We start from the raw sequence: 21148 nt of genomic DNA, 5'->3' as shown, positions 1-21148 counted from the left end.
GCCCTTCCCTAGACTCGGTCGCAAATACCCGAGTTGATTCCTATGCCTTGCACCGTACCGCCCACCGGCGGCGGCATCGGCCACCCCCGTGGAGGCCGGCCATGACCGCGCTCGCCCCGATTTCCGCCGCCACTTCGCAACCGGCCAAGCGCGCCACGCCAGCCGTTGCCCAGCCATTCGGCCTGCGCATCGTGGTCGGCATGATCGGCGTACTGATCGCCTCCCTCAGCGCCGGCCTCAACGAGAAGGTCACCGACCTGGCCATGACCGACGTGCGCGGCGCGCTGTCCATCGGTCACGACGAAGGCACCTGGCTGATCGCCCTGTATTCGGCGGCGCAGGTCGCCGCCATGGCCTTCGCGCCCTGGTTCTCGGTCACCGTGTCGCTGCGCCGTTTTACCCTCGGTGCCATCGCCTGCTTTGCCCTGCTCGCGCTGCTCTGCCCGTTCGCGCCGAACGTCGAGACGCTCTACCTGTTGCGCCTGCTGCAAGGCTTCGCCGGCGGCTGCATGCCGCCGATGCTGATGACCGTGGCGCTGCGCTTCCTGCCGCCGGGCATCAAGCTCTACGGCCTGGGCGCCTATGCGCTGACCGCCACCTTCGCGCCCAACCTGGGCATGCCGCTGGCGGCGCTGTGGACCGAGTTCGTCGGCTGGCAGTGGGTGTTCTGGCAGGTCATCCCGCTCTGCGCCGTGGCGCTGGCCGCCGTCGCCTGGGGCATCCCGCAGGACCCGCTACGCCTGGAGCGCTTGCGCCAGTTCGACACCATCGGCCTTGCACTCGGCCTGCCGGGCATCCTGATGCTGGTAATCGGCCTCTTGCAGGGCGAGCGCCTGGACTGGTTCGAGTCGGACCTGATCACCCTGCTGGTGATCGGCGGCGCGGGGCTGCTGGCGGCGTTCTTCGTCAACGAGTGGACGCATCCTCTGCCGTTCTTCCGCCTGGACATCCTCAAGCGGCGCAACTTCACCCACTCGCTGATCACCCTCGCCGGCGTGCTGGTGGTACTCGGAGCCTGCTCCGGCGTGCCGGCGTCCTACCTCGCCTCCGCCCACGGCTATCGCCCGCTGCAATCGGCACCCATGGCACTGCTGGTAGCGCTGCCGCAACTGGTCTCGCTGCCGCTGGTCGCTGCACTGTGCAACATCCCGCGGGTGGATTGCCGCTGGGTGCTGGCCATCGGCATCAGCCTGTGCGGGCTGTCGGCCTTCGGCATGAGCCAGCTCACCAGCGAGTGGACGCGAGAGAACTTCTACGCCCTGCTGGCGTTGCAGATCATCGGCCAGCCGATGGCCATCGTGCCGCTGCTGATGTCCGCCACCAGCGTTGTCGCGCCCATCGAGGGGCCGTTTGCCTCGGCCTGGTTCAACAGCGTGCGCGGCTTCTCGGCGGTGCTCGGCAGCGCCGTGGTGTCGCTCCTGATGACCTGGCGCGAGCACTACCACTCCAACCGCCTGGTCGATCACCTGGGCAACGCCTCGCAAGCCCTCGGCCTGCGCCTGGAGCAACTGGGCGGCGCCGAAAACGTCGGCCGCCTGGCCGGCCAGGTACGCGGCCAGGCCGGCGTGCTCGCCGCCTCCGACACGCTGCTGGCGATGTCCTGGCTGGCCGCCGCCCTGCTCGTCCTGATTCCGCTGATGCCGCTGCGGGTCTATCCGCCGCGCCCTGTCATCCCCAACCACTGATTCAAAGGTCTGCCCATGTCGAAACTCAGCTCCCGTCGCGGCAGTCTGGCCCTGGTTGCCGTGCTGCTGCTCGCCCTTGTCGTCTACCTGCTGCTGCGCCTGCTCGGGCCGAGCCGTGAGCAGAGCACCGACGACGCCTACATCCACGCGGACTTCACCCTGGTGGCGCCAAAAGTCGCCGGTTTCATCGAGGAAGTGCTGGTGGAAGACAACCAGTCGGTGAAGGCCGGGCAGGTCCTGGCGCGCATCGACGCCCGCGACTATCGCGCTGCGCTGGATGCCGCCGAAGCCGATGTGCTGGCCGCCGAGGCGCGTCATCACCACGTTGCCGCTGACCTGGAGCGCCAGCAGGCAGTGATCGCCCAGACCACCGCCCAGGTACAAGCCGACCAGGCCGCACTGACCTTCGCCACACAGGAACTCAATCGCTACCAGCACCTCGCCACTCAGGGCGCCGGCACGCTGCAGAACGCCCAGCAGGCACGCTCGCACGTCGACTCGGCGAAGGCCGTGCTGGACAAGAACAAGGCCGCCGCCCTCGCCGCTCGCAAGCAGCTCGACGTGCTGCTGGCACAGCAGGCCGAAGCGCTCGGCGCGCTGAAGCGTGGGCAGGCGCAGTTGCAGCAGGCGCAACTCAACCTGTCGTACACCGAGATCCGCGCGCCCTTCGACGGCATGGTCGGCCGCCGCGCCGTGCGCGTCGGCGCCTACACCACGCCGGGCAATGCGCTGCTGGCGGTGGTGCCGCTGCAGGACGCCTATGTGGTCGGCAACTTCCAGGAAACCCAGCTCACCGATGTACAGCCCGGCCAGATGGTCGAGATCAGTATCGACACCTTCCCCGGCGAGAAGCTGCGCGGCCACGTCGACAGCATCGCCCCGGCCACCGGCCTGAGCTTCGCGCCCATCGCCCCGGACAACGCCACCGGCAACTTCACCAAGATCGTCCAGCGCATCCCGGTGAAGATCGTCCTCGACGCCGACCAGCCGCTGCGCGACAAGCTGCGCGTGGGCATGTCGGTGATCGCGCGGATCGACACCGGCAAGCACGCAGCGAAAGAGCAGCAGGTGGCCGTGCAATGATCGCCACCCGCACCTCTCTGTTCCTGGCTCTGCTCGCGCTCGGCGCCTGCAGTGTCGGCCCGGACTTCCAGCGCCCGAAAGATGCCGACTCGGTGGACTGGTCGGCCCAGCGCGGCCAGGCGCCGAGCCAGGCGCTCAACGCCCCGCTGGAAGCGCAGTGGTGGACTCTGCTGGGCGACCCGCAACTGGATGACCTGCAACGCCGCGTGGCAAATGCCAACCTCGACCTGCGCGAAGCCGATGCGCGCCTGCAGCAGAGCCGGGCGATCCGCCAGGCACTGGGCGGCGATGCCGTGCCCAACGTCGGCGCGGGCCTGGGCTACCAGCGCAAGCGCAACAGCGAAGTCGGCCTGAGCGATCCGTCCGGCAAGGCGGGCAAGGACAACTTCAACCAGCTCGATGGCGGCTTCGACCTGTCCTGGGAGCTGGACTTCTGGGGCCGCGTGCGCCGCGAACTGGAAGCCGCCGACGCCAACGTGCAGGCCACCGAGGAAGGCCGCCGCGACGTGCTCGTCTCGGTACTCGCCGAGACCGCACGCAACTACCTGCAACTGCGCGCCGAACAGGACCTGGAAGCGATCATCCGCAGCAATCTGGAGATCGCCCAGCGCAGCCTGGAGCTGACCCGCCTGCGCCGCGCCGATGGCGTCGCCACCGAACTGGATGTGGCCGAGGCGCTGACCCAGGTCGCCAGCATCGAAGCGCGCCTGCCCGACAGCCAGAAGCGCCAGGCGCGACTGATCAACGCCCTGGGCTACCTGCTCGGCGAAGCGCCTGGCGCGCTGCAAGCTGAGCTCGCCCAGGCCAAACCCGTGCCGCAGCCGCCCCGTGGCGTGCCAGTCGGCCTGCCCTCGGAACTGGCCCAGCGTCGTCCGGATATCCGCCGTGCCGAAGCCACGTTGCATGCAGCCACCGCCAGCATCGGCGTGGCCAGGGCGGATTTCTATCCGCGCATCAGCCTCAACGGCAGCTTCGGTTTCCAGGCGCTGCAACTGTCCGGCTTCGGCGACTGGAACAGCCGCACCTTCGGCATCGGCCCGAGCCTGTCGTTGCCGATCTTCGAGGGCGGCCGACTGAAGGGCATGCTCGCCCTGCGCGAGGCCCAGCAGCAGGAATCGGCCATCGCCTACCGCCGCACCGTGCTCAATGCCTGGAGGGAAGTGGACGACGCGCTCACCGACTACGCCGCCGACCAGCGCCGCCTGGCCAGCCTGGACAGCGCCGCCGAGCATGGCCGCACTGCCCTGGCCAACGCCCGCGAGCAGTACAAGGCCGGCGCGGTGGACTTCCTCAACGTACTCAGCGCCCAGCGCGAACTGCTGGCCACCGAGGAACAGCAGGTGCGCAGCCGCGAAGCCGTGGTGACCACGCTGGTGCTGCTCTACAAGTCCCTGGGTGGCGGCTGGCAGCAGGCCGAAGAGCGCGCGCAGAACCTGTAGGAGCGCCCCGTGGGCGCGATCGCGGGCGTGGCCCGCTCCTACAGGGAGTGACTATCCTGCCCTCGAAAAAGAAAAAGCCCCGCAGATGCGGGGCTTTTTTCTGGCTCGGCGATCAGGCCGCCGAGTCGGCGTCGGCCTTGCTGCGGCGCGGCTTCTTCTTGCCGGCCAGCAGGTGCGAGAACACCGCGTGCAGGTCGCCGGAGGCGCCGTCCACGTCCAGGTTCAGCTTGTCGTCGATGTGCGCCATGTGGTGCATCATCAGGGTCACGGCCTTTTCCTTGTCGCCCTTCTCGATGGCGTCGAGGATCTCGTTGTGCTCGTCGAACGAGCAGTGCGAGCGGCCACCGCTTTCGTACTGGGCGATGATCAGCGAGGTCTGCGACACCAGGCTGCGCTGGAACACCACCAGCGGGGCATTCTTCGCCATTTCGGCGAGCTTGAGGTGGAACTCGCCGGAAAGGCGGATGCCGGCGCCACGGTCACCGCGGGCGAAGCTGGATTGCTCCTGTTTCACCATGTCGCGCAGTTCGGCGAGGGTATCGCTGCTGGCGTTGTCCACGGCCAACTCGGTGATCGCGCGCTCGACGGTGCGGCGGGCGAAGAGAATCTGCCGGGCTTCGTCGATGCTCGGGCTGGCCACCACGGCGCCACGGTTGGGGCGCAGCAGGACGACCTGTTCGTGGGCCAGGCGCGACAGGGCGCGACGGATGATGGTGCGGCTGACGCCAAAGATTTCGCCGAGGGCCTCTTCGCTCAGCTTGGTGCCGGGCGCCAGGCGCTGTTCGAGGATGGCGTCGAAGATGTGCGCGTAGACGATCTCGTCCTGAGTGCCGCTGCGCGCCTTGCCATTGCGCGGCTGCTTCCTGATCTGTTGCAACTGGTCGGTCATCGGAGTCGAACCCTGCTCAGCCGGGTTGAACCGGCGCGAAATCCGTGGGGGCATGAGTGAAGCTGGCCGCGGGCCAGGCGTGGGGCACAGTGTACACAAAGTGGCCACTATCGTGCAGCCGTCGCGAGCGACTCGCGATCAAGCCCAAGGCCGCACGGCACCGGAGCTTGGTGAAGGTCAGCGTGCGACCATTCCGACGCTTTGCTTGTAAAAATCTTTCGGCAAGACACTAAACATTATTTGAACTTTTTGTACACAACTGCATAATCGCGGCGTGACTTCCTGACCCAAAGGTCAACATTCACACCCTCACAACTCTTTCCGTTAGCGCAAGGGACGCAGGTGAACCAGCCGACGGCAAGGGACCAACAACAAGAGCGTTGAGGAGTACCGCTGTGGAAAGCACCAAACAAGAACAACAATCCTTTGCATCCAGTCCCCCCGCCACCGGCCTGCTCGAACGCCTGTTCAAGCTCAGCCAGCATGGCACCACCGTGAAGACCGAACTCGCCGCGGGTCTCACGACCTTCATCACCATGGCGTACATCATCTTCGTCAACCCCAACATCATGGCCGACGCCGGCATCGACCACGGCGCCGCCTTCGTGGCTACCTGCCTGGCCGCCGCGCTGGGCTGCTTCCTCATGGGCCTGTATGCCAACTGGCCGGTGGGCCTGGCGCCGGGCATGGGCCTCAACGCCTTCTTCACCTACACCGTGGTCAAGACCATGAACTACAGCTGGGAGATCGCGCTGGGCGCGGTGTTCATCTCCGGCATCGCCTTCATGATCCTGACTTTCTCGCGCATCCGCGAATGGCTGCTCAACAGCATTCCGGTCAGCCTGCGCTTCGCCATGGGCGCCGGCGTCGGCCTGTTCCTCGGGCTGATCGGCCTGAAGACCGCCGGCATCGTGGTCGCCAGCCCAGCCACCCTGGTCCACCTGGGTGACCTGACCAGCCCCGGCCCGCTGCTCGCCGCCATCTGCTTCCTGATGATCGCCGTACTGGAATACCGCCGCGTGTTCGGCGGCATCCTGATCAGCATCCTCACCGTCACCGTGGCCGGCATCGCCCTGGGCATCGTCCAGTTCGGCGGCGTGTTCTCCATGCCCCCGAGCCTGGCGCCGACCTTCCTGGCGATGGATATCTCCGGCGCGTTCAACGTGACCATGATCAGCGTGATCCTGGCCTTCCTCTTCGTGCACATGTTCGACACCGCCGGCACCCTGATGGGCGTCGCGCAACGCGCGCACCTGGTACGCGAAGACGGTCGCATCGAGAACCTGTCGAAAGCGATGAAGGCCGACAGCACCTCCAGCGCCTTCGGTGCCGTGCTCGGCGTGCCGCCGGTGACCAGCTACGTGGAAAGCGCCGCGGGCGTCGCCGCCGGCGGCCGTACCGGCCTGACCGCCGTGGTGGTCGGCGTGCTGTTCGTCGCGGCCATGTTCTTCGCCCCGCTGGCCGGCATGATCCCCGCCTACGCCACCGCCGGCGCGCTGATCTATGTGGCGATGCTGATGATGGGCGGCATGGCCCACATCGACTGGAACGAGCACACCGAGACCATCCCGGCGATCGTCACCGTGATCATGATGCCGCTGACCTTCTCGGTCGCCGACGGCATCGCGCTGGGCTTCGTGACCTACGTGGCGATGAAGGTCTTCACCGGCCGCCACAAGGACGTGACCATCAGCCTGTACGCGCTGTGCGCCATCTTCGTGGCGAAGTTCATCTTCCTCTGAGTCGCAGCACGCGATGAAACGAAAGACCCCGGCCTTGGCCGGGGTCTTTGGGTTTCAGGGGCTGATGCTTCGCCGGGCTCAATCCGAGGCTGCGGGCAGTTCCAGGTGGACGCTGAATTCACTGCCCACACCTGGCCGGCTGCTCATCAGCAGTTCACCGCCCATTGCCTCCACCAGGCCACGCGCGAGCGCCAATCCCAGGCCGCTGCCACCGCGCCGGACGTTCTGGCTCTGCAGCGGCTGACTGAAGGGATCGAAGAGCCCGGCCTGCTCCTCCAGGGGAATGCCCGCGCCGGTATCGGCCACATCGATCTGCACCCCGACCATTCCCTGACCATGCCCGCGCGCCTGCAAGCGCAGCAGAATGCGACCGCTGTCGGTGAACTTCAGGGCGTTGCCCAGCAGATTGTCGAGCACCAGGCGCAGCGGTTGCGGATCGCACCAGACGGCGGTCTGTATGGCCAGTTCGAAGTCCGCGACCACCTCCACGCCTTTTGCCTTCGCAGGTTCACGCAGCTTCTCCAGCTTGCGGTCGAGAAGTTGGCGCAGGTCCACCATTTCGGGCATCAGCTCCAGGCGCCCCGACTCGGCGCGACTGAGCATCTGCAGGTCACCGAGCACATGCAGCAGGTTATTGGCCAGCGAGCGCGCCACGCCCAGCGGCTCTCGCCGACGCTCGGGATCACTCTGGTTGAGCGACAGGTCGATCATCGCCACCAGGCTCTGCAATGGTCCCTGCAACTCGCTGCCCATGCTGGCGAGAAACTCGCTCTTGCCGCGACTGATGGATTCGGCGCGGGCGCTGGTATTACGCAATACGCGGATCAGGTCGTCGCGCTGGGTGATATCCACGGCGCCGGTGATCGCTCCGGCCAGTTCACCCTCGCCGCGATAATAGGGGCGCGACCAGAAATACACGACGTGACGGATATTGTTGATGGACTGGAATTCGACATCTACATCCGCCGGCTCGCCACGGGCGATGGTGGCGCTCAGGGTGGAGGCCAGCATCTCGCCCTCGCGGCTGCTGGCGAAAAGCCCCAGGTCGGCCAGCGTGCTGCCGATCATCTCGTCGCGCGTCTTGCCAGGAATGAGATAGGCCGCCTTGTTGCAGTAGCGGATCTTGCCGTCGAGCCCCCGCAGACTGAGAGGATGCGGCAGGGCATCGAGCATGTTGCGCAACAGATCGAGTTCAGCACGATCCTCGGCATCGACCGCCTGTCCGGCAGACTCCACGTCCGTTGCCGGACCTCCTTCCACCAGCCCATGCCGGCGACCGATATCGATCAGCTCCACCAGCGACTTGGCGTGCAGCTTCTGCATCAACCGCACCTTGTAGGTGCTCACCGTCTTGTCACTGATGGACAACTGGTCGGCGATGGCGATATTGCTCAAGCCCCGCGCGAGCATTTGCAGGACACTCAGTTCGCGCACCGAAAGGCCCTTGAGCAGCTCACCATGGCCCGCCTCTTCGGCCGCGCTGACGCTACCCAGCGCATGGCTGGGGAAATAGCTATGCCCCTGGGCGATGGCGCGCACGGCTTCGCGCACCGCCTGGGCGTCCTCCTGCTTGCTGACGAAGCCGGCGGCACCCGCGGTCAAGCAGCGGCCGGCGAAGTATTCGGAATCCTGCGCGGTCAGCACCAGTACCTTGACCGGCGAATCCTGGGCGGCCAGTCGCTGCAACACCTCCAGCCCACCCAGACGCGGGATGGAGAGCTCGAGGATCATCAGGTCGGGCTTGCACTGGCGCACCTGGTGCAGGGCATCGGGTCCGTTGTCGGCTTCACCGACCACTTCATGGCGATCAGCCTCCATCATCAAGCGCAAGGCATGACGCGTTACCGGTTGCTCTTCGACGATCAGGATTCTGCTCATGCACTCTCTCGGAAAAGGGTAATTTCCTGATAGTTCTAGCCCAAGCAGGGACCACACGTCGGAGAAATCGCAGGCAAAAAAAAGCCCGCAGTGTGGGCGGGCCGAGGAAGACTCCACGAAGAGTCCGGGGGAAAACCTACGGGCGGGGACTAGCTGCCGCGATAGGTGGAATAGCTGTAGGGGGAGATCAGCAGCGGCACGTGGTAATGGTCGCTTTCCGAGGCGATGCCGAAGCGCAGCACCACCTGGTCGAGGAACGCCGGCTGGGGCAGCTCGACGCCGCGGGCGCGGTAGTAGTCGCCAGCGTTGAACAGCAACTGATAGACGCCGGCGCGGAAATCCTCGCCTTGCAGCAGAGGCTCGTCGCAGCGACCGTCATCATTTGTCACACGGGTGGTGATCAGCTCCAGTTGCTGACCTTCGACGCGATACAGCTCGATCTTGATGCCGTGGCCAGGGCAGCCGTGGGCGGAATCCAGTACGTGAGTGGTCAGGCGTCCCATGGGCTTATCGGTGTCCTGCGGCGGAGCCGGCCGACACCTTCCTCCTCTGTCTTGTTGATGCGAATGAGCGGGTCGCCATCGAGACAGCCCGCGGGTGCGTTTGGGTGAAGCGAATATACCCAGCCGCACAACTGATTGTATACAAAAAATTGATTCAACCCGCTCAAAAGCCCTGCCGGCACCCTCCAGCCAGCAGCTGCAGAACCCGTTGCAAAGCCAGCCAAGCCCGCGCCAGAACAGGGCACACCGTGCATCCAGGCCCTGTCGAACGTTGACGAATGGAATGAAACGACCGTTGCGCAGATTGTATTTACAGACCACTCCACATTTTGTATACAATGCACCCATCAACGGCAGCGCACGGTCCACCGACTCGGCGCCGACCGCCAACCACAAGAAGGAACACTGCAGTGAGCGCTGACTACCCACGCGACCTGATCGGTTACGGCAACAACATCCCCCATCCGCACTGGCCGAACGATGCGCGCATCGCCCTGTCCTTCGTCCTCAACTATGAGGAAGGCGGCGAGCGCAACATCCTGCACGGTGATGCCGAATCCGAAGCCTTCCTCTCCGAAATGGTCGCCGCCCAGCCGCTCAAGGGCGAGCGCAACATGTGCATGGAATCGCTGTACGAGTACGGCAGCCGCGCCGGCGTGTGGCGCCTGCTGAAACTCTTCAGGAAGCACGACCTGCCGCTGACCGTGTTCGCCGTGGCCATGGCCGCCCAGCGCCACCCCGAGGCAATCCGCCAGATGGTCGCCGACGGCCACGAGATCTGCAGCCACGGCTACCGCTGGATCGACTACCAGTACATGGACCCGGAACAGGAGCGCGAGCACATGTTCGAGGCCGTGCGCATCCTCACCGAGCTGACCGGCCAGCGCCCGCAGGGCTGGTACACCGGCCGCCTGGGCCCGAACACCCGCCGCATCGTCCGCGAGGATGGCAACTTCCTCTACGACTCCGACACCTACGACGACGACCTGCCCTACTGGGACCCGGCGAGCACCGCCGAGAAGCCGCACCTGGTGATCCCCTACACCCTGGACACCAACGACATGCGCTTCACCCAGGTGCAGGGCTTCAACAAGGGCGACGACTTCTTCGAATACCTCAAGGACGCCTTCGACGTGCTCTACGCCGAAGGTGCCGAGGGCGCGCCGAAGATGCTCTCCATCGGCATGCACTGCCGCCTGCTGGGCCGTCCGGCTCGCATGGCCTCGCTGGAGCGCTTCATCCAGTACGTCAAGGGTCACGAGAAGGTGTGGATCGCACGCCGTGTAGACATCGCCAAGCACTGGCACGAGAACCACCCGTTCAAAGCGCAGGAGACCCTGGCATGAGCCGCTTCCAGACCCTCACCCCGGCCAGCCTCGACCGCGCGGCCTTCGTCAGCGCCTTCGCCGATATCTACGAGCACTCCCCGTGGGTCGCCGAGAAGGCCTATGACCTGGGCGTCGACGACAGCCTGAACGACATCGAACTGCTGCAGCAGCGCATGGCCGACATCCTCCTGTCCGCCAGCCACGACGCGCAGCTGGCGCTGATCAACGCGCACCCGGACCTCGCTGGCAAGGCCGCTGTCCGCGGCGAGCTGACCGCCTCCAGCACCGCCGAACAGGCCGGCGCCGGCATCCAGGATTGCACCGCCGAGGAGTTCGCCCGCTTCACCGAACTCAACGACGCGTACAAGGCCAGGTTCGGCTTCCCCTTCATCAAGGCAGTGAAGGGCAGCAACCGTCACCAGATCCTGGCTGCGTTCGAAGAGCGCATCCACAACACGCCGGAGCAGGAGTTCCAGACCGCCCTGGCGGAGATCAACAAGATCGCGATGTTCCGCCTGCAGCAGCTCTGAGCGAGCGGACCTTCACTCCCCTTCCCACTGGAAGGGGTCCATGCGAACAACGAAATAAGAAGACCAGCCATGCGTACCCTGAAGATCGAGCCGTTGACCAAGGAAGCCTTCGCCCCATTCGGTGATGTCATCGAAACCGAAGGCAGTGACTTCTTCATGATCAACAACGGTTCCACCCGCCGTTATCACAAGCTCGCCACCGTCGAAACGGCGCAGCCCGATGACAAGGCCATCATCAGCATCTTCAGCGCCGAATCACTGGAGATGCCCTTGCGCATCCGCATGCTGGAACGTCATCCGCAGGGCAGTCAGGCGTTCATTCCGCTGCTCGGCAACCCCTTTCTGATCGTGGTCGCGCCCCTTGGCGATGTACCTGTATCGGGCCTCGTCCGCGCTTTCCTGTCCAACGGCAAGCAGGGCGTCAATTACCACCGCGGCGTCTGGCACCACCCGGTGCTGACGATCGAAAAGCGGGATGACTTCCTGGTGGTCGATCGCAGCGGTTCTGGCAACAACTGCGACGAGCATTTCTTCACCGAGGACGAACAGCTCCTCCTCGACCCCCAAGCGAACTAATAAGAGAGGCCCGCCTGCCGCGACGGCGGCACCCGGGCAAGAGGTAAAAAACTGTGGAAGCACATCTCATCGAATGGCTGAACCTGCTGGTCCGCTGGGTCCACATGATTGTGGGCATTGCCTGGATCGGCGCTTCGTTCTACTTCGTCTGGCTGGAGAACAACCTCAACCGCGCCAACCCGCGCGAAGGGCTCTCCGGTGATCTCTGGGCGATCCATGGTGGCGGTATCTACCACCTGGAGAAGTACAAGCTCGCCCCGCCGAAAATGCCGGACAACCTGCACTGGTTCAAATGGGAGGCCTACTCCACCTGGATGTCCGGCGTCTGCCTGCTGACCATCGTGTTCTACCTGAACCCGACCCTGTACCTGATCGCACCGGGCAGCGACCTCGCCCCGGCCGCCGCCATCGCCATCGGCATCGGCTCGCTGATCGCCGGCTGGTTCATCTACAGCACCCTGTGCGACTCCCCGCTGGGCAAGAAACCCGCCCTGCTCGGCGCCATCCTGTTCGGCCTGCTGGTGCTCGCCGCCTACCTGCTGAGCCAGGTGTTCAGTGGTCGCGGTGCCTACCTGCACGTGGGCGCCATCATCGGCACCATCATGGTGGGCAACGTGTTCCGCGTGATCATGCCGGCCCAGCGCGCACTGGTTAAGGCCATCGAGGAAGGCCGCGAGCCCGACCCGGTACTGCCGGCCAAAGGCCTGCTGCGTTCGCGCCACAACAACTACTTCACCCTGCCGGTGCTGTTCATCATGATCAGCAACCACTTCCCGAGCACCTACGGCAGCCACTACAACTGGCTGATCCTGACCTGCATCGCGGCGCTGGCGGTGATCGTGCGTCACTACTTCAACACCCGCCACAACGGCAACGGCATGGCCTGGGCCCTGCCCGCCGGCGCCGTCGGCATGATCGCCCTGGCGTTCGTCACCGGCCCGAACTTCCCCAGCAGCGATAACACTGCCAGCGCCCAACCGGCGAAGGTGGAGTACCAGCCGCTGCCGGAAACCGCCGTTGGCGGCAAGACCCCGGCCGAACGCGCCAAGGACGAGGAAGCCGCCAAGGCTGCCGCTGCCCAGCAGGCTCAGGCTGCTCCGGCCCAGGCATCCGCCGCCGCGGGCTCGACCGAAGGCTTCGACAAGGTCCACCACGTCATCCAGGAGCGCTGCGCCGTCTGCCACTCGGCCAAGCCGACCAGCAACCTGTTCAGCACCGCGCCGGCCGGCGTGATGTTCGACACCCCGCAGCAGATCCAGCAGCTCGCCCCGCGCATCCAGGCGCAGGCCGTGGCTTCGCAGGTGATGCCGCTGGGCAACATCACCCAGATGACCCCGGAAGAGCGCAAGCTCGTCGGAGACTGGATCTCCAAGGGTGCCCAGGTTAATTGAGCCTGCGGCACGGCCAGAAGAACCGCACCTTCGGGTGCGGTTTTTTTATGCCCACGAAACGCCCGGCATGCCCCCTGTAGGAGCGAGCTTGCTCGCGAACAGAACATCCCGACGCACCGTCGCGACAGGGAGCGCGTCCATTCGCGAGCAAGCTCGCTCCTACGAAAAGCAGCCCCTGAAACAAAAATGTAGTCCACTCGACCAATGGCTACAGAATTGCCGAACCCAGGAAACGCGCGGCCCAGAGCCATGCAGCACCAGGCAGACAAAACGTGACCGCAGAGTTGTATACAAAAATCGATTGAACGTAATACACATCGCGTTTATAAAGTCCCGCACCGCTTCACCCGCTCGGCCCCGGGGGTGAGATCGGCCAGTACTTCCCGGTTGTCGTGCCCGTCCGGCAACCAGCGACTGACAACAATAAAAACCGAGGTGTTGCATGTCCGTGGTAACTGAGCGCTCCCATACCGGCTCGCCCGTCGACCAGCGTTTGCCCTTGCTGCAGCTGCTGCTGGTCGGTTTCCAGCACGTTCTCCTGATGTATGGCGGCGCCGTCGCCGTCCCGCTGATCGTCGGCCAGGCCGCCGGTCTCTCCCGCGAGGAAATCGCCTTCCTGATCAACGCCGACCTGCTGGTCGCCGGCATCGCCACGCTGGTGCAATCGCTCGGCATCGGCCCGGTGGGCATCCGCATGCCGGTGATGATGGGCGCCAGTTTCGCCGCCGTCGGCAGCATGGTCGCCATGGCCGGGATGCCCGGCGTGGGCATGACCGGCATCTTCGGCGCGACCATCGCCGCGGGCTTCTTCGGCATGCTCATCGCGCCATTCATGAGCCGCATCGTGCGCTTCTTCCCGCCGCTGGTGACCGGCACCGTGATCACCTCCATCGGCATGTGCCTGTTCCCGGTGGCGATCAACTGGGCCGGCGGCGGCAAGGCGGCAGCCAACTTCGGCGCCATCGAATACCTCGCCCTGTCCTCCTTCGTGCTGGCAGTCATCCTGCTGATCAACCGCTTCCTGAAGGGCTTCTGGGTCAACGTCTCGGTGCTGATCGGCATGCTGCTGGGCTACATCATCGGCGCCAGCATGGGCATGGTCAGCCTGGACGGCATCGAGCAGCGCCCGTGGTTCGACGTGGTCACCCCGCTGCATTTCGGTGCCCCGGAATTCCACCTGGCTCCGGTGCTTTCGATGTGCCTGGTGGTGGTGATCATCTTCGTCGAGTCCACCGGCATGTTCCTCGCCCTGGGCAAGATCACCGAGACCGAAATCTGCCCCAACCGCCTGCGCCGCGGCCTGCTGTGCGATGCCGGCGCATCCTTCATCGCCGGCTTCATGAACACCTTCACCCATTCCTCGTTCGCCCAGAACATCGGCCTGGTGCAGATGACCGGCGTGCGCAGCCGCTACGTCACCGCCGCCGCCGCGCTGTTCCTGATCGCCCTGTCGCTGCTGCCCAAGGCCGCCTTCCTGGTCGCCTCGATTCCGCCAGCCGTTCTGGGCGGCGCCGGCATCGCCATGTTCGGCATGGTCGCTGCCAGCGGCATCCGCATCCTCCATGAGGCGGACATCGTCGATCGCCGCAACCAGTTGCTGGTGGCGGTGAGCATTGGCATGGGGATGGTGCCGGTGGTGCGTCCGGACTTCTTCGCCGCGCTGCCGCAGTGGATGGAGCCGATCACCCACAGCGGCATCGCGATGACCGCGATCTGGGCCGTGGTGCTGAATATCCTCTTCAACATCCTCGGCGAACAAGGCCGCGACGCCCTCTGCGGGCATCACTGAGCCCCTTTCGCGGGCGTCTCCCGGACGCCCGCACCAAGCCGCGTCCAACTCCTTCGCGGCTTTTTTTATTTCTGCGGCTCCAAGCAGGACCGAGGGGGACGCCTAGTCCTTGCTCGCGAACAGCCCCACAACGGGGTTTGGTTCGCGAGCAAGCTCGCTCCTACGGGACGGCTTTCATACGGGTAGTCGGCCTCAGGCTTCCGGGCGGTAGCCCAAACGCAGCCCACCCCACTGGCGCCCGCGCACGTAGATCGGCACCGAGAGGTCGTGCATCAGCTCGCCGGTATCGCGGCAGTAGGTCTGCAGCAGCATCGGCTGGTTGTGGCTGCCACAGCGCACACCGGTGCGGTCGTTGAACAGGCGCTTGCTGCGGCTCTTGAGCATGTCCACCTGCAGGTCGCCGCTGGGCGGATGGCTGAACGCCTGGTTGTGCGTCGGCACATACCCCTCGGCAGTACAGGCGATGGCGAACACCAGCCCTTCGTGGCGTTGCAGCAGGTCTTCCTGGATGCGTGGCAGCACCTCGTCGGTGTAGCGGTCGAACCGCGTGCGGAACTTCTGCGGGCGAGTACCGGGCAAAGGCTGGTAGTCCCGGTCGAACAGATCCTCCGGACCAATGCGTCCGGTGTCGATGTCCGTCTCGAAACGCGCACCGATGGCCTGCGCACCGGCACGGGCGAGGTCATAGATGCGCTGGTGATAGTCATCCAGCGCCACTTCGGCCAGGCGCTCGCTGATCATCTCCGCCTGGGTTTCCAGCTGCACCGCCGCATCCGCCAGCCGGTGGGTCTGCTCGTCGCTGGCGCGCAGGTCGCCGCGCACCTGCTCGACGGCGGCGAACAGGCTGTCCAGCTGGTTGCGGTTGATCTCCGCGCCCTCGGCGATCTCGGTGATCTGGGTTTCCACGGTGGCGGCCAGCCCGGCGATATCCTGCAACTGGCGGCCAGTGCTTTCCACCTGGCTGACGCCCAGGCCCAGGTCATCGGTGAGCTGGCGAATCTGCTCCACCACCTCGCCGGTCTGGCGCTGAATGTCCTCGATCATCTGCCCGACTTCGTCGGTGGCCTCGGCGGTGCGCCCGGCCAACCCACGCACCTCCTCGGCAACCACGGCGAAGCCACGGCCGTGCTCACCCGCGCGCGCGGCCTCGATGGCCGCGTTGAGGGCCAGCAGGTTGGTCTGGCTCGCAATGGACTGGATCACCTGGGTGACGCGCTGGATGTCCTCGCTGCGCGCATTCAGGGTCTCGATCAGCGCACGGCTGGCGCTGGCGCGCTGGCTCAACTGGCGCATGCAGTCGATGGCGGCCTGCAGTTCGCTGCGCCCGCTATCGCTGCCGGCGCGGGCAAGAGTGGCCGCCTCCTTCGCCTGGCGCGCGAGGTTCGAGGTAGCTCGCTCGGTATGGATCATCACCTCGGCGCTGCCGACGATCTGCTCCGCCGCCACCACCTGGGACTCCAGCTTCTCCACCAGGCGCTGCACGGAGAAGGACACCCCGGCGGCGGACAGCGCATTGCGACTGGTGCCCTGGGACAGCTCGCGGGTCAGCTCGGCGACATCCGGCAGCACTGCCAGCGCACTGGCCGGCGCGGCCCTCTCAGGGACGAACCACGGCCCCCAGAGCAGCACCGCGGCCAGCAGCAGGCACAACGACAGCGGCCAGCCGCCCAGCGCCTGGGCGATGAACAGCAGCACCAGGCCGCAAGTCTGCAGGGTAAGGATGAGGACGATACGCGGACGCGCGATATCCATGGCGGCAGCTCTCTTCTGGCGGGCCCTGCCGCTGCGCAGCGCGGGCGCGCTGCCGGGGAGCCCGATTATTCTTGTCAGAGCCATTAGGCCGCCTGCTGCACCCGGCGGCTATCGTTCCTTAGTGGTAGACGAGGCGCTGCTTGAGTCGCTACAGGCAGCTGCGCGCCGCCTGGGTGATCGCATCGTCCGGGCTTGGTGGATTGCGGCGATAGAGCACCACATCGCTGCCCTTGTCCGCCGCCGTCGCCTCCAGCAGCACCTCAGCGGTATCACCCGAGGCGGCCGGCACCAGCAAGCGGTAGCCGAAACGGATTTCCTTCACCGCCGCCGAGGAGCGTATGGCCTGCCATTTCGGCAACAGGCAGCTCATGTAGACCGAGGGCGACTTGCCACTCTCCAGCCGCAATGCCGGAGCGTCTTCCTTCAGCTTGCCCGGCGAGGAACAGGCAGTCAGCAGGATCAGCGGAAGCGTCAGCAATAGGGGTTTCATCGAGTGAGATCCTTCTGTCAGAAACCCAGAGGGTAGCAGTTGCGTCGATGCTGACCGGCAGGCCAGATCAAGCCCAAGACAGACCGCCCGCCGGTTTCCGTGCGCGGAGCGGGCAACCCCGGTAAAATCTCCGCCCTTTCCGCGGCGCGAGCGATTTCGCGCCCCCAAGCGAAGCCAGATACGAAGCACCGATGACCACTGCCGCTCCGACCACCACTACCCGCCCCGAGCCCTCCCGCCGCTTCTCCGTGGCGCCGATGATGGACTGGACCGACCGCCACTGTCGGTTCTTCCTGCGCCAGCTTTCCAGCCATGCGCTGCTCTATACGGAGATGGTCACCACGGGTGCCCTTCTGCACGGCGATGCCGCACGCTTCCTCCGCCACGACGAATGCGAGCACCCGCTGGCGCTGCAATTGGGCGGCAGCAACCCGGCGGACCTGGCCGCGGCGGCGAAGATGGCCGAGGAAGCCGGCTACGACGAAGTGAACCTGAACGTCGGCTGCCCCAGCGACCGCGTGCAGAACAACATGATCGGCGCCTGCCTGATGGGCCACCCGGCGCTGGTGGCGGACTGCGTGAAGGCCATGCGCGATGCGGTATCGATCCCGGTGACGGTCAAGCACCGCATCGGCATCAACGGCCGCGACAGCTACGAAGAACTGTGCGACTTCGTCGGCCAGGTGCGCGACGCCGGCTGCCGCAGCTTCACCGTGCACGCGCGCATCGCCATCCTCGAAGGCCTGTCGCCCAAGGAAAACCGCGAAATCCCGCCGCTGCGCTACGACATCGCCGCGCAGCTCAAGCGGGACTTCTCGGAACTGGAAATCGTGCTCAACGGCGGCATCAAGACCCTGGAGGAATGCCGCGAGCACCTGCAGGTGTTCGACGGCGTGATGCTCGGCCGCGAGGCGTACCACAACCCCTACCTGCTGGCCCAGGTCGACGCCGCACTGTATGGCTCGCCAGAGCCTGCCATCACCCGCGCGCAAGCCCTGGCACGGATGCGCCCGTACATCGAGCGGCACATTGCCGAAGGCGGCGCGATGCACCACGTGACCCGCCATGTCCTCGGCCTGGCGCAAGGATTCCCGGGGGCGCGGCGCTTCCGCCAACTGCTCTCGGTGGACGTTCACAAGACCAAGGATTCCCTCGGACTGCTCGATCAGGCCGGAGAACTTCTCGCCGGTCACTGAGTCCCGTTGAGTGACGCATCGGCCTCGGGTAAGGTCGATGCACTCTCTACGGAAGACGCGCCATGACCTCCAAGCTGGAACAACTCAAGCAGTACACCACGGTTGTCGCCGATACCGGCGATTTCGACGCCATTGCCCGCCTGAAGCCGGTGGATGCCACCACCAACCCGTCCTTGCTGCTGAAGGCTGCCGCCCTGCCCCGCTACACCGAGCACCTGGCCCGCGCCACCGAAGGCGCGCAGGGCGACGCCGGCCTGGCCTGTGATCGCTTCGCCGTTGCCGTGGGCAAGGACATCCTGGGTGTGATTCCGGGGCGCATCTCCACCGAAGTGGACGCCCGCCTGTCCTTCGATACCGAAGCCACCTTGCAACGCGCCCACCGCCTGATCGACCTGTATGACCAGCAAGGCATCGGCCGCGACCGCGTGCTGATCAAGATCGCCTCCACCTGGGAAGGCATCCGCGCTGCCGAACAACTGGAGCGCGAAGGCATCCAGACCAACCTGACCCTGCTGTTCTCCTTCGCCCAGGCGGCCGCCTGCGCCGACGCCGGCGTGTTCCTGATCTCGCCCTTCGTCGGGCGCATCTACGACTGGTACAAGAAGGCCAACAACCGCGACTACGTTGGCGCGGAAGATCCGGGCGTGCAGTCCGTCTCGCGCATCTACCGCTACTACAAGGCCAACGGCTACGAGACCGTGGTCATGGGCGCCAGCTTCCGCAACCTCGGCCAGATCGAGCAGCTCGCCGGCTGCGACCGCCTGACCATCAGCCCGGACCTGCTGCAGCAATTGGCCGACGCCCAGGGCGAGCTGCCGCGCGCATTGCAGCCCGGTGGCGGCGAGGCGCGCCAGGTACTGGACGAAAGCACCTTCCGCTGGCAGATGAACGAAGACGCCATGGGCACCGAGAAGCTGGCCGAAGGCATCCGCCTGTTCGCCCGTGACCAGGAAAAGCTCGAGGCGCTGCTCGCCAACCGCTGAAAACTGCGGACGAGCAAATGCAAACCGGCGCCCAGGGCGCCGGTTTGCATTTCAGCTCATCGAATCAGTGGCGCTCGAGCGCGCTCACCAGATCATGGAAGGCCTCTCGATTGGTCTCGTTCAGGCCCATCAGGATACGGTGGGCTTCGAGCACCTTGCCGCGCACCACCTCCTCGGACTGGTCCTGGGGAGGCAGATCGGTCAGGCAATCCGAGCACGGAATCGGGCGATCGACGATGTTGAACACCTGATCGAAGCCCATCGACTGCAGCAACCGGGTGATGTCCGCGTTGGTGGTGACCAGCGTGGGCAACAGTCCGACCTTCTGCCGCGAGAGAATCGACAACTTCGCCAGGAGTCCCAGCGTGGTGCTGTCGATGCTCTGGGTTTCCGTGAGATCGATGATGATCGCCGAGAAATTCAACGCGGCGAAGATTTTTTCAATGGTGGCATCCAGCGCCGAACACAGGGTCAGTCGGACTTCGCCCACGAACTTCAGGACGAATGAGCCATCCTGCTCGGCGAACTGGATTTTACCGGTACTCATGCAAGGTTCCTGCTCAACACCAGCAAGGCAATATCATCCGGCATCTCGGACAACTTGGCCAGTCCGAAGACTTGACGCAGGCCATCCAGGGTTCCGCCGGCGGCGACGACCTGCTCGGGCAGGGCCGTCTCCTTTTCTTTCAGCGTAGCTCCCGGAAGGACGTCGAGAATGCCGTCCGAGAACAGGGAAAGACTGAAGGATTTGGGAAGATCGAGGACATGATCCTCGTAAGTCGCTTCGTCGAACAGCCCTACCGGCAGGCCACGGCCTTCCAGGTAGCGGGCTTCACCGTCGACATAAAGCACAGGCAGCGGCAGGTGACCGCCGATGCTGTAGGTCAGACGGTCGGTATCCAGGTCGATCACGCCACCGAGCATGGTCACGTGCTTGCCCAGGTTGCAGTTGATCAGCCCGCGGTTGATGTGGCCGAGAACGTCCGACGGCTTGAATTCCGGCAACATGTCGTTGCGCTTGGACTCGTACAGCAGCCGCGTGGTCATGAACTTCAGCAGCACGGTGACGAAGGCGGACGAAGCGCCGTGGCCGGAAACGTCGGCCAGGTAGAAACCGATGCGGCGGGCGTCCACGCGGAAGTAGTCGACGAAGTCACCCGACAGGTACAGCGACGGGATGATCTGGTGGGAGAAGGCCAGGCCCTCGGACTCCCACGGCGTCTCCGGCAGCATGTTCATCTGCACCTGGCGACCGGCGTTCTGGTCTTCCTGGAGCAGGTTCAGGCTGGCCTGCAGCTCGCGGTTCGCTGTTTCCAGCTTTTCGCGGTAGCGGCGGTTTTCCGAGCGCAGGAAGGCGCGGTCCAGGGCACGGCGTACCGAGTGTTCCAGGACAGCGAGGTCTTCCAGCGGCTTGATCAGATAGTCGGCGGCACCCAGGCGCAGAGCCTCGACAGCGTCGCTCATGACGCCGGCACCGGACAGCACGATCACCGGGGTTTCCACCGCCATCTCGCTGACGCGACGGATCAGCTCGAGGCCGTCCATCTGCGGCATGCGCAGATCGCAGATCACCAGATCGGGGAGTTCGTGCTCGAAGACTTTCAGGCCTTCCAGGCCGTTGGTGGCCTGTGTGACCTTGAATCCGCTGTCTTCCAGGTAGGCGGCGAGGCTTTCGCGGACGACGTCGTCGTCATCGATAATCAGCAGCGAGGCACTGGCTTTGTGCATGGGTCATCCAGGCAAACGGCGCCGGGGTTGTGGTTTGGCGCTCATTCTAGGGAACAGCGGCGCGGGTCGGTCGCGACAAGGCGCAGACACTACTCCCATCCGCTCAAGGGTTCAAGCAGGCGCAGCCCGCGCCACGAACGGCGCGGGCTGGAGGACAGGAGAGGCC

18 protein-coding genes are annotated in these 21148 nt (G+C 65.4%); 11 read left to right on the top strand and 7 right to left on the bottom strand.

Features of this window, described 5'->3' with window-relative positions:
- The first annotated feature begins 101 nt into the window (after nt 1-101).
- The 3 genes from UB43_RS04600 to UB43_RS04590 are packed head-to-tail and all read left to right on the top strand — an operon-like array spanning nt 102 to nt 4207.
- Nucleotides 102-1685: an MFS transporter gene (locus UB43_RS04600; RefSeq protein ID WP_045209049.1), complete on the top strand. Its 1584-nt coding sequence runs from the start codon at nt 102-104 to the stop codon at nt 1683-1685.
- Between the two features lie 15 nt (nt 1686-1700).
- A complete protein-coding gene (locus UB43_RS04595; RefSeq protein WP_045209047.1) occupies nt 1701-2768 on the top strand; it encodes an HlyD family secretion protein in 1068 nt (355 codons plus the stop codon).
- Entirely contained in the window at nt 2765-4207 is a 1443-nt protein-coding gene (locus UB43_RS04590; RefSeq protein ID WP_045209045.1) for an efflux transporter outer membrane subunit, read from the top strand. The genes UB43_RS04595 and UB43_RS04590 overlap by 4 nt, the downstream gene beginning before the upstream one ends.
- Nucleotides 4208-4319: 112 nt before the next feature.
- Here the strand turns inward: UB43_RS04590 and UB43_RS04585 are convergent, their stop codons facing one another.
- Entirely contained in the window at nt 4320-5096 is a 777-nt protein-coding gene (locus UB43_RS04585) for a GntR family transcriptional regulator (protein ID WP_017517526.1), read from the bottom strand.
- A 395-nt stretch (nt 5097-5491) separates the two neighbouring features.
- Between UB43_RS04585 and UB43_RS04580 the strand changes: the two genes are divergently transcribed.
- Nucleotides 5492-6838 (top strand): NCS2 family permease, encoded by a 1347-nt coding sequence (locus UB43_RS04580; protein WP_045209042.1) that lies wholly within the window; start codon nt 5492-5494, stop codon nt 6836-6838.
- Between the two features lie 78 nt (nt 6839-6916).
- On the opposite strand, the gene UB43_RS04575 is transcribed toward UB43_RS04580, so the two are convergent.
- Nucleotides 6917-8716, bottom strand: a complete 1800-nt coding sequence (locus UB43_RS04575) for an ATP-binding protein (RefSeq protein WP_045209040.1) — start codon at nt 8714-8716, stop codon at nt 6917-6919.
- Between the two features lie 149 nt (nt 8717-8865).
- On the bottom strand, nt 8866-9219 hold the full coding sequence (gene uraH, locus UB43_RS04570) for a hydroxyisourate hydrolase (RefSeq protein ID WP_045209039.1): 354 nt from the start codon (nt 9217-9219) through the stop codon (nt 8866-8868).
- A gap of 410 nt (nt 9220-9629) precedes the next feature.
- Here uraH and puuE point away from each other — a divergent pair, with 410 nt between their 5' ends.
- The 5 genes from puuE (at nt 9630) to UB43_RS04545 (ending at nt 14833) form a co-directional block, all read left to right on the top strand.
- Nucleotides 9630-10565: an allantoinase PuuE gene (puuE, locus tag UB43_RS04565; RefSeq protein ID WP_045209036.1), complete on the top strand. Its 936-nt coding sequence runs from the start codon at nt 9630-9632 to the stop codon at nt 10563-10565.
- On the top strand, nt 10562-11077 hold the full coding sequence (gene uraD / locus UB43_RS04560; protein WP_045209034.1) for a 2-oxo-4-hydroxy-4-carboxy-5-ureidoimidazoline decarboxylase: 516 nt from the start codon (nt 10562-10564) through the stop codon (nt 11075-11077). The genes puuE and uraD overlap by 4 nt, the downstream gene beginning before the upstream one ends.
- A gap of 69 nt (nt 11078-11146) precedes the next feature.
- Complete coding sequence (locus tag UB43_RS04555) at nt 11147-11653, top strand: ureidoglycolate lyase (protein WP_045209032.1); 507 nt, start codon at nt 11147-11149, stop codon at nt 11651-11653.
- A 53-nt stretch (nt 11654-11706) separates the two neighbouring features.
- Nucleotides 11707-13044 carry a urate hydroxylase PuuD gene (locus tag UB43_RS04550; RefSeq protein ID WP_045209029.1) on the top strand — a complete coding sequence of 446 codons (1338 nt, stop codon included), beginning with the start codon at nt 11707-11709 and terminating at the stop codon, nt 13042-13044.
- Nucleotides 13045-13486: 442 nt separating this feature from the next.
- Nucleotides 13487-14833 (top strand): nucleobase:cation symporter-2 family protein, encoded by a 1347-nt coding sequence (locus tag UB43_RS04545; protein WP_045209027.1) that lies wholly within the window; start codon nt 13487-13489, stop codon nt 14831-14833.
- Nucleotides 14834-15025: 192 nt separating this feature from the next.
- Here UB43_RS04545 and UB43_RS04540 read toward each other — a convergent pair whose 3' ends face one another.
- Both UB43_RS04540 and UB43_RS04535 read right to left on the bottom strand, forming a co-directional pair.
- Nucleotides 15026-16243 (bottom strand): methyl-accepting chemotaxis protein, encoded by a 1218-nt coding sequence (locus UB43_RS04540; RefSeq protein WP_373420685.1) that lies wholly within the window; start codon nt 16241-16243, stop codon nt 15026-15028.
- Nucleotides 16244-16733: 490 nt separating this feature from the next.
- The gene (locus tag UB43_RS04535; protein ID WP_045209023.1) at nt 16734-17075 is read right to left on the bottom strand and encodes a hypothetical protein; all 342 of its coding nucleotides are present in this window, start codon (nt 17073-17075) and stop codon (nt 16734-16736) included.
- Nucleotides 17076-17266: 191 nt separating this feature from the next.
- On the opposite strand from UB43_RS04535, the gene dusA reads away from it, so the two are divergent.
- Both dusA and tal read left to right on the top strand, forming a co-directional pair.
- Nucleotides 17267-18271, top strand: coding sequence for a tRNA dihydrouridine(20/20a) synthase DusA (gene dusA, locus UB43_RS04530; RefSeq protein WP_045209022.1), 1005 nt, complete (start codon nt 17267-17269; stop codon nt 18269-18271).
- Between the two features lie 62 nt (nt 18272-18333).
- Nucleotides 18334-19254, top strand: coding sequence for a transaldolase (gene tal / locus UB43_RS04525; RefSeq protein WP_045209021.1), 921 nt, complete (start codon nt 18334-18336; stop codon nt 19252-19254).
- A 64-nt stretch (nt 19255-19318) separates the two neighbouring features.
- Here the strand turns inward: tal and rssC are convergent, their stop codons facing one another.
- Entirely contained in the window at nt 19319-19801 is a 483-nt protein-coding gene (gene rssC / locus UB43_RS04520) for an anti-sigma factor antagonist RssC (RefSeq protein WP_017517513.1), read from the bottom strand.
- Nucleotides 19798-20982, bottom strand: coding sequence for a two-component system response regulator RssB (rssB, locus tag UB43_RS04515; protein WP_045209020.1), 1185 nt, complete (start codon nt 20980-20982; stop codon nt 19798-19800). Before rssB ends, rssC begins: the two co-directional genes overlap by 4 nt.
- Nucleotides 20983-21148: the final 166 nt, after the last annotated feature.

It is taken from the genome of Pseudomonas sp. 21 (assembly GCF_000955805.1).
Classification (GTDB): domain Bacteria; phylum Pseudomonadota; class Gammaproteobacteria; order Pseudomonadales; family Pseudomonadaceae; genus Pseudomonas.
Note: the sequence above shows the minus strand (reverse complement) of the source record. Positions and strands in the feature narration are given on the sequence as shown.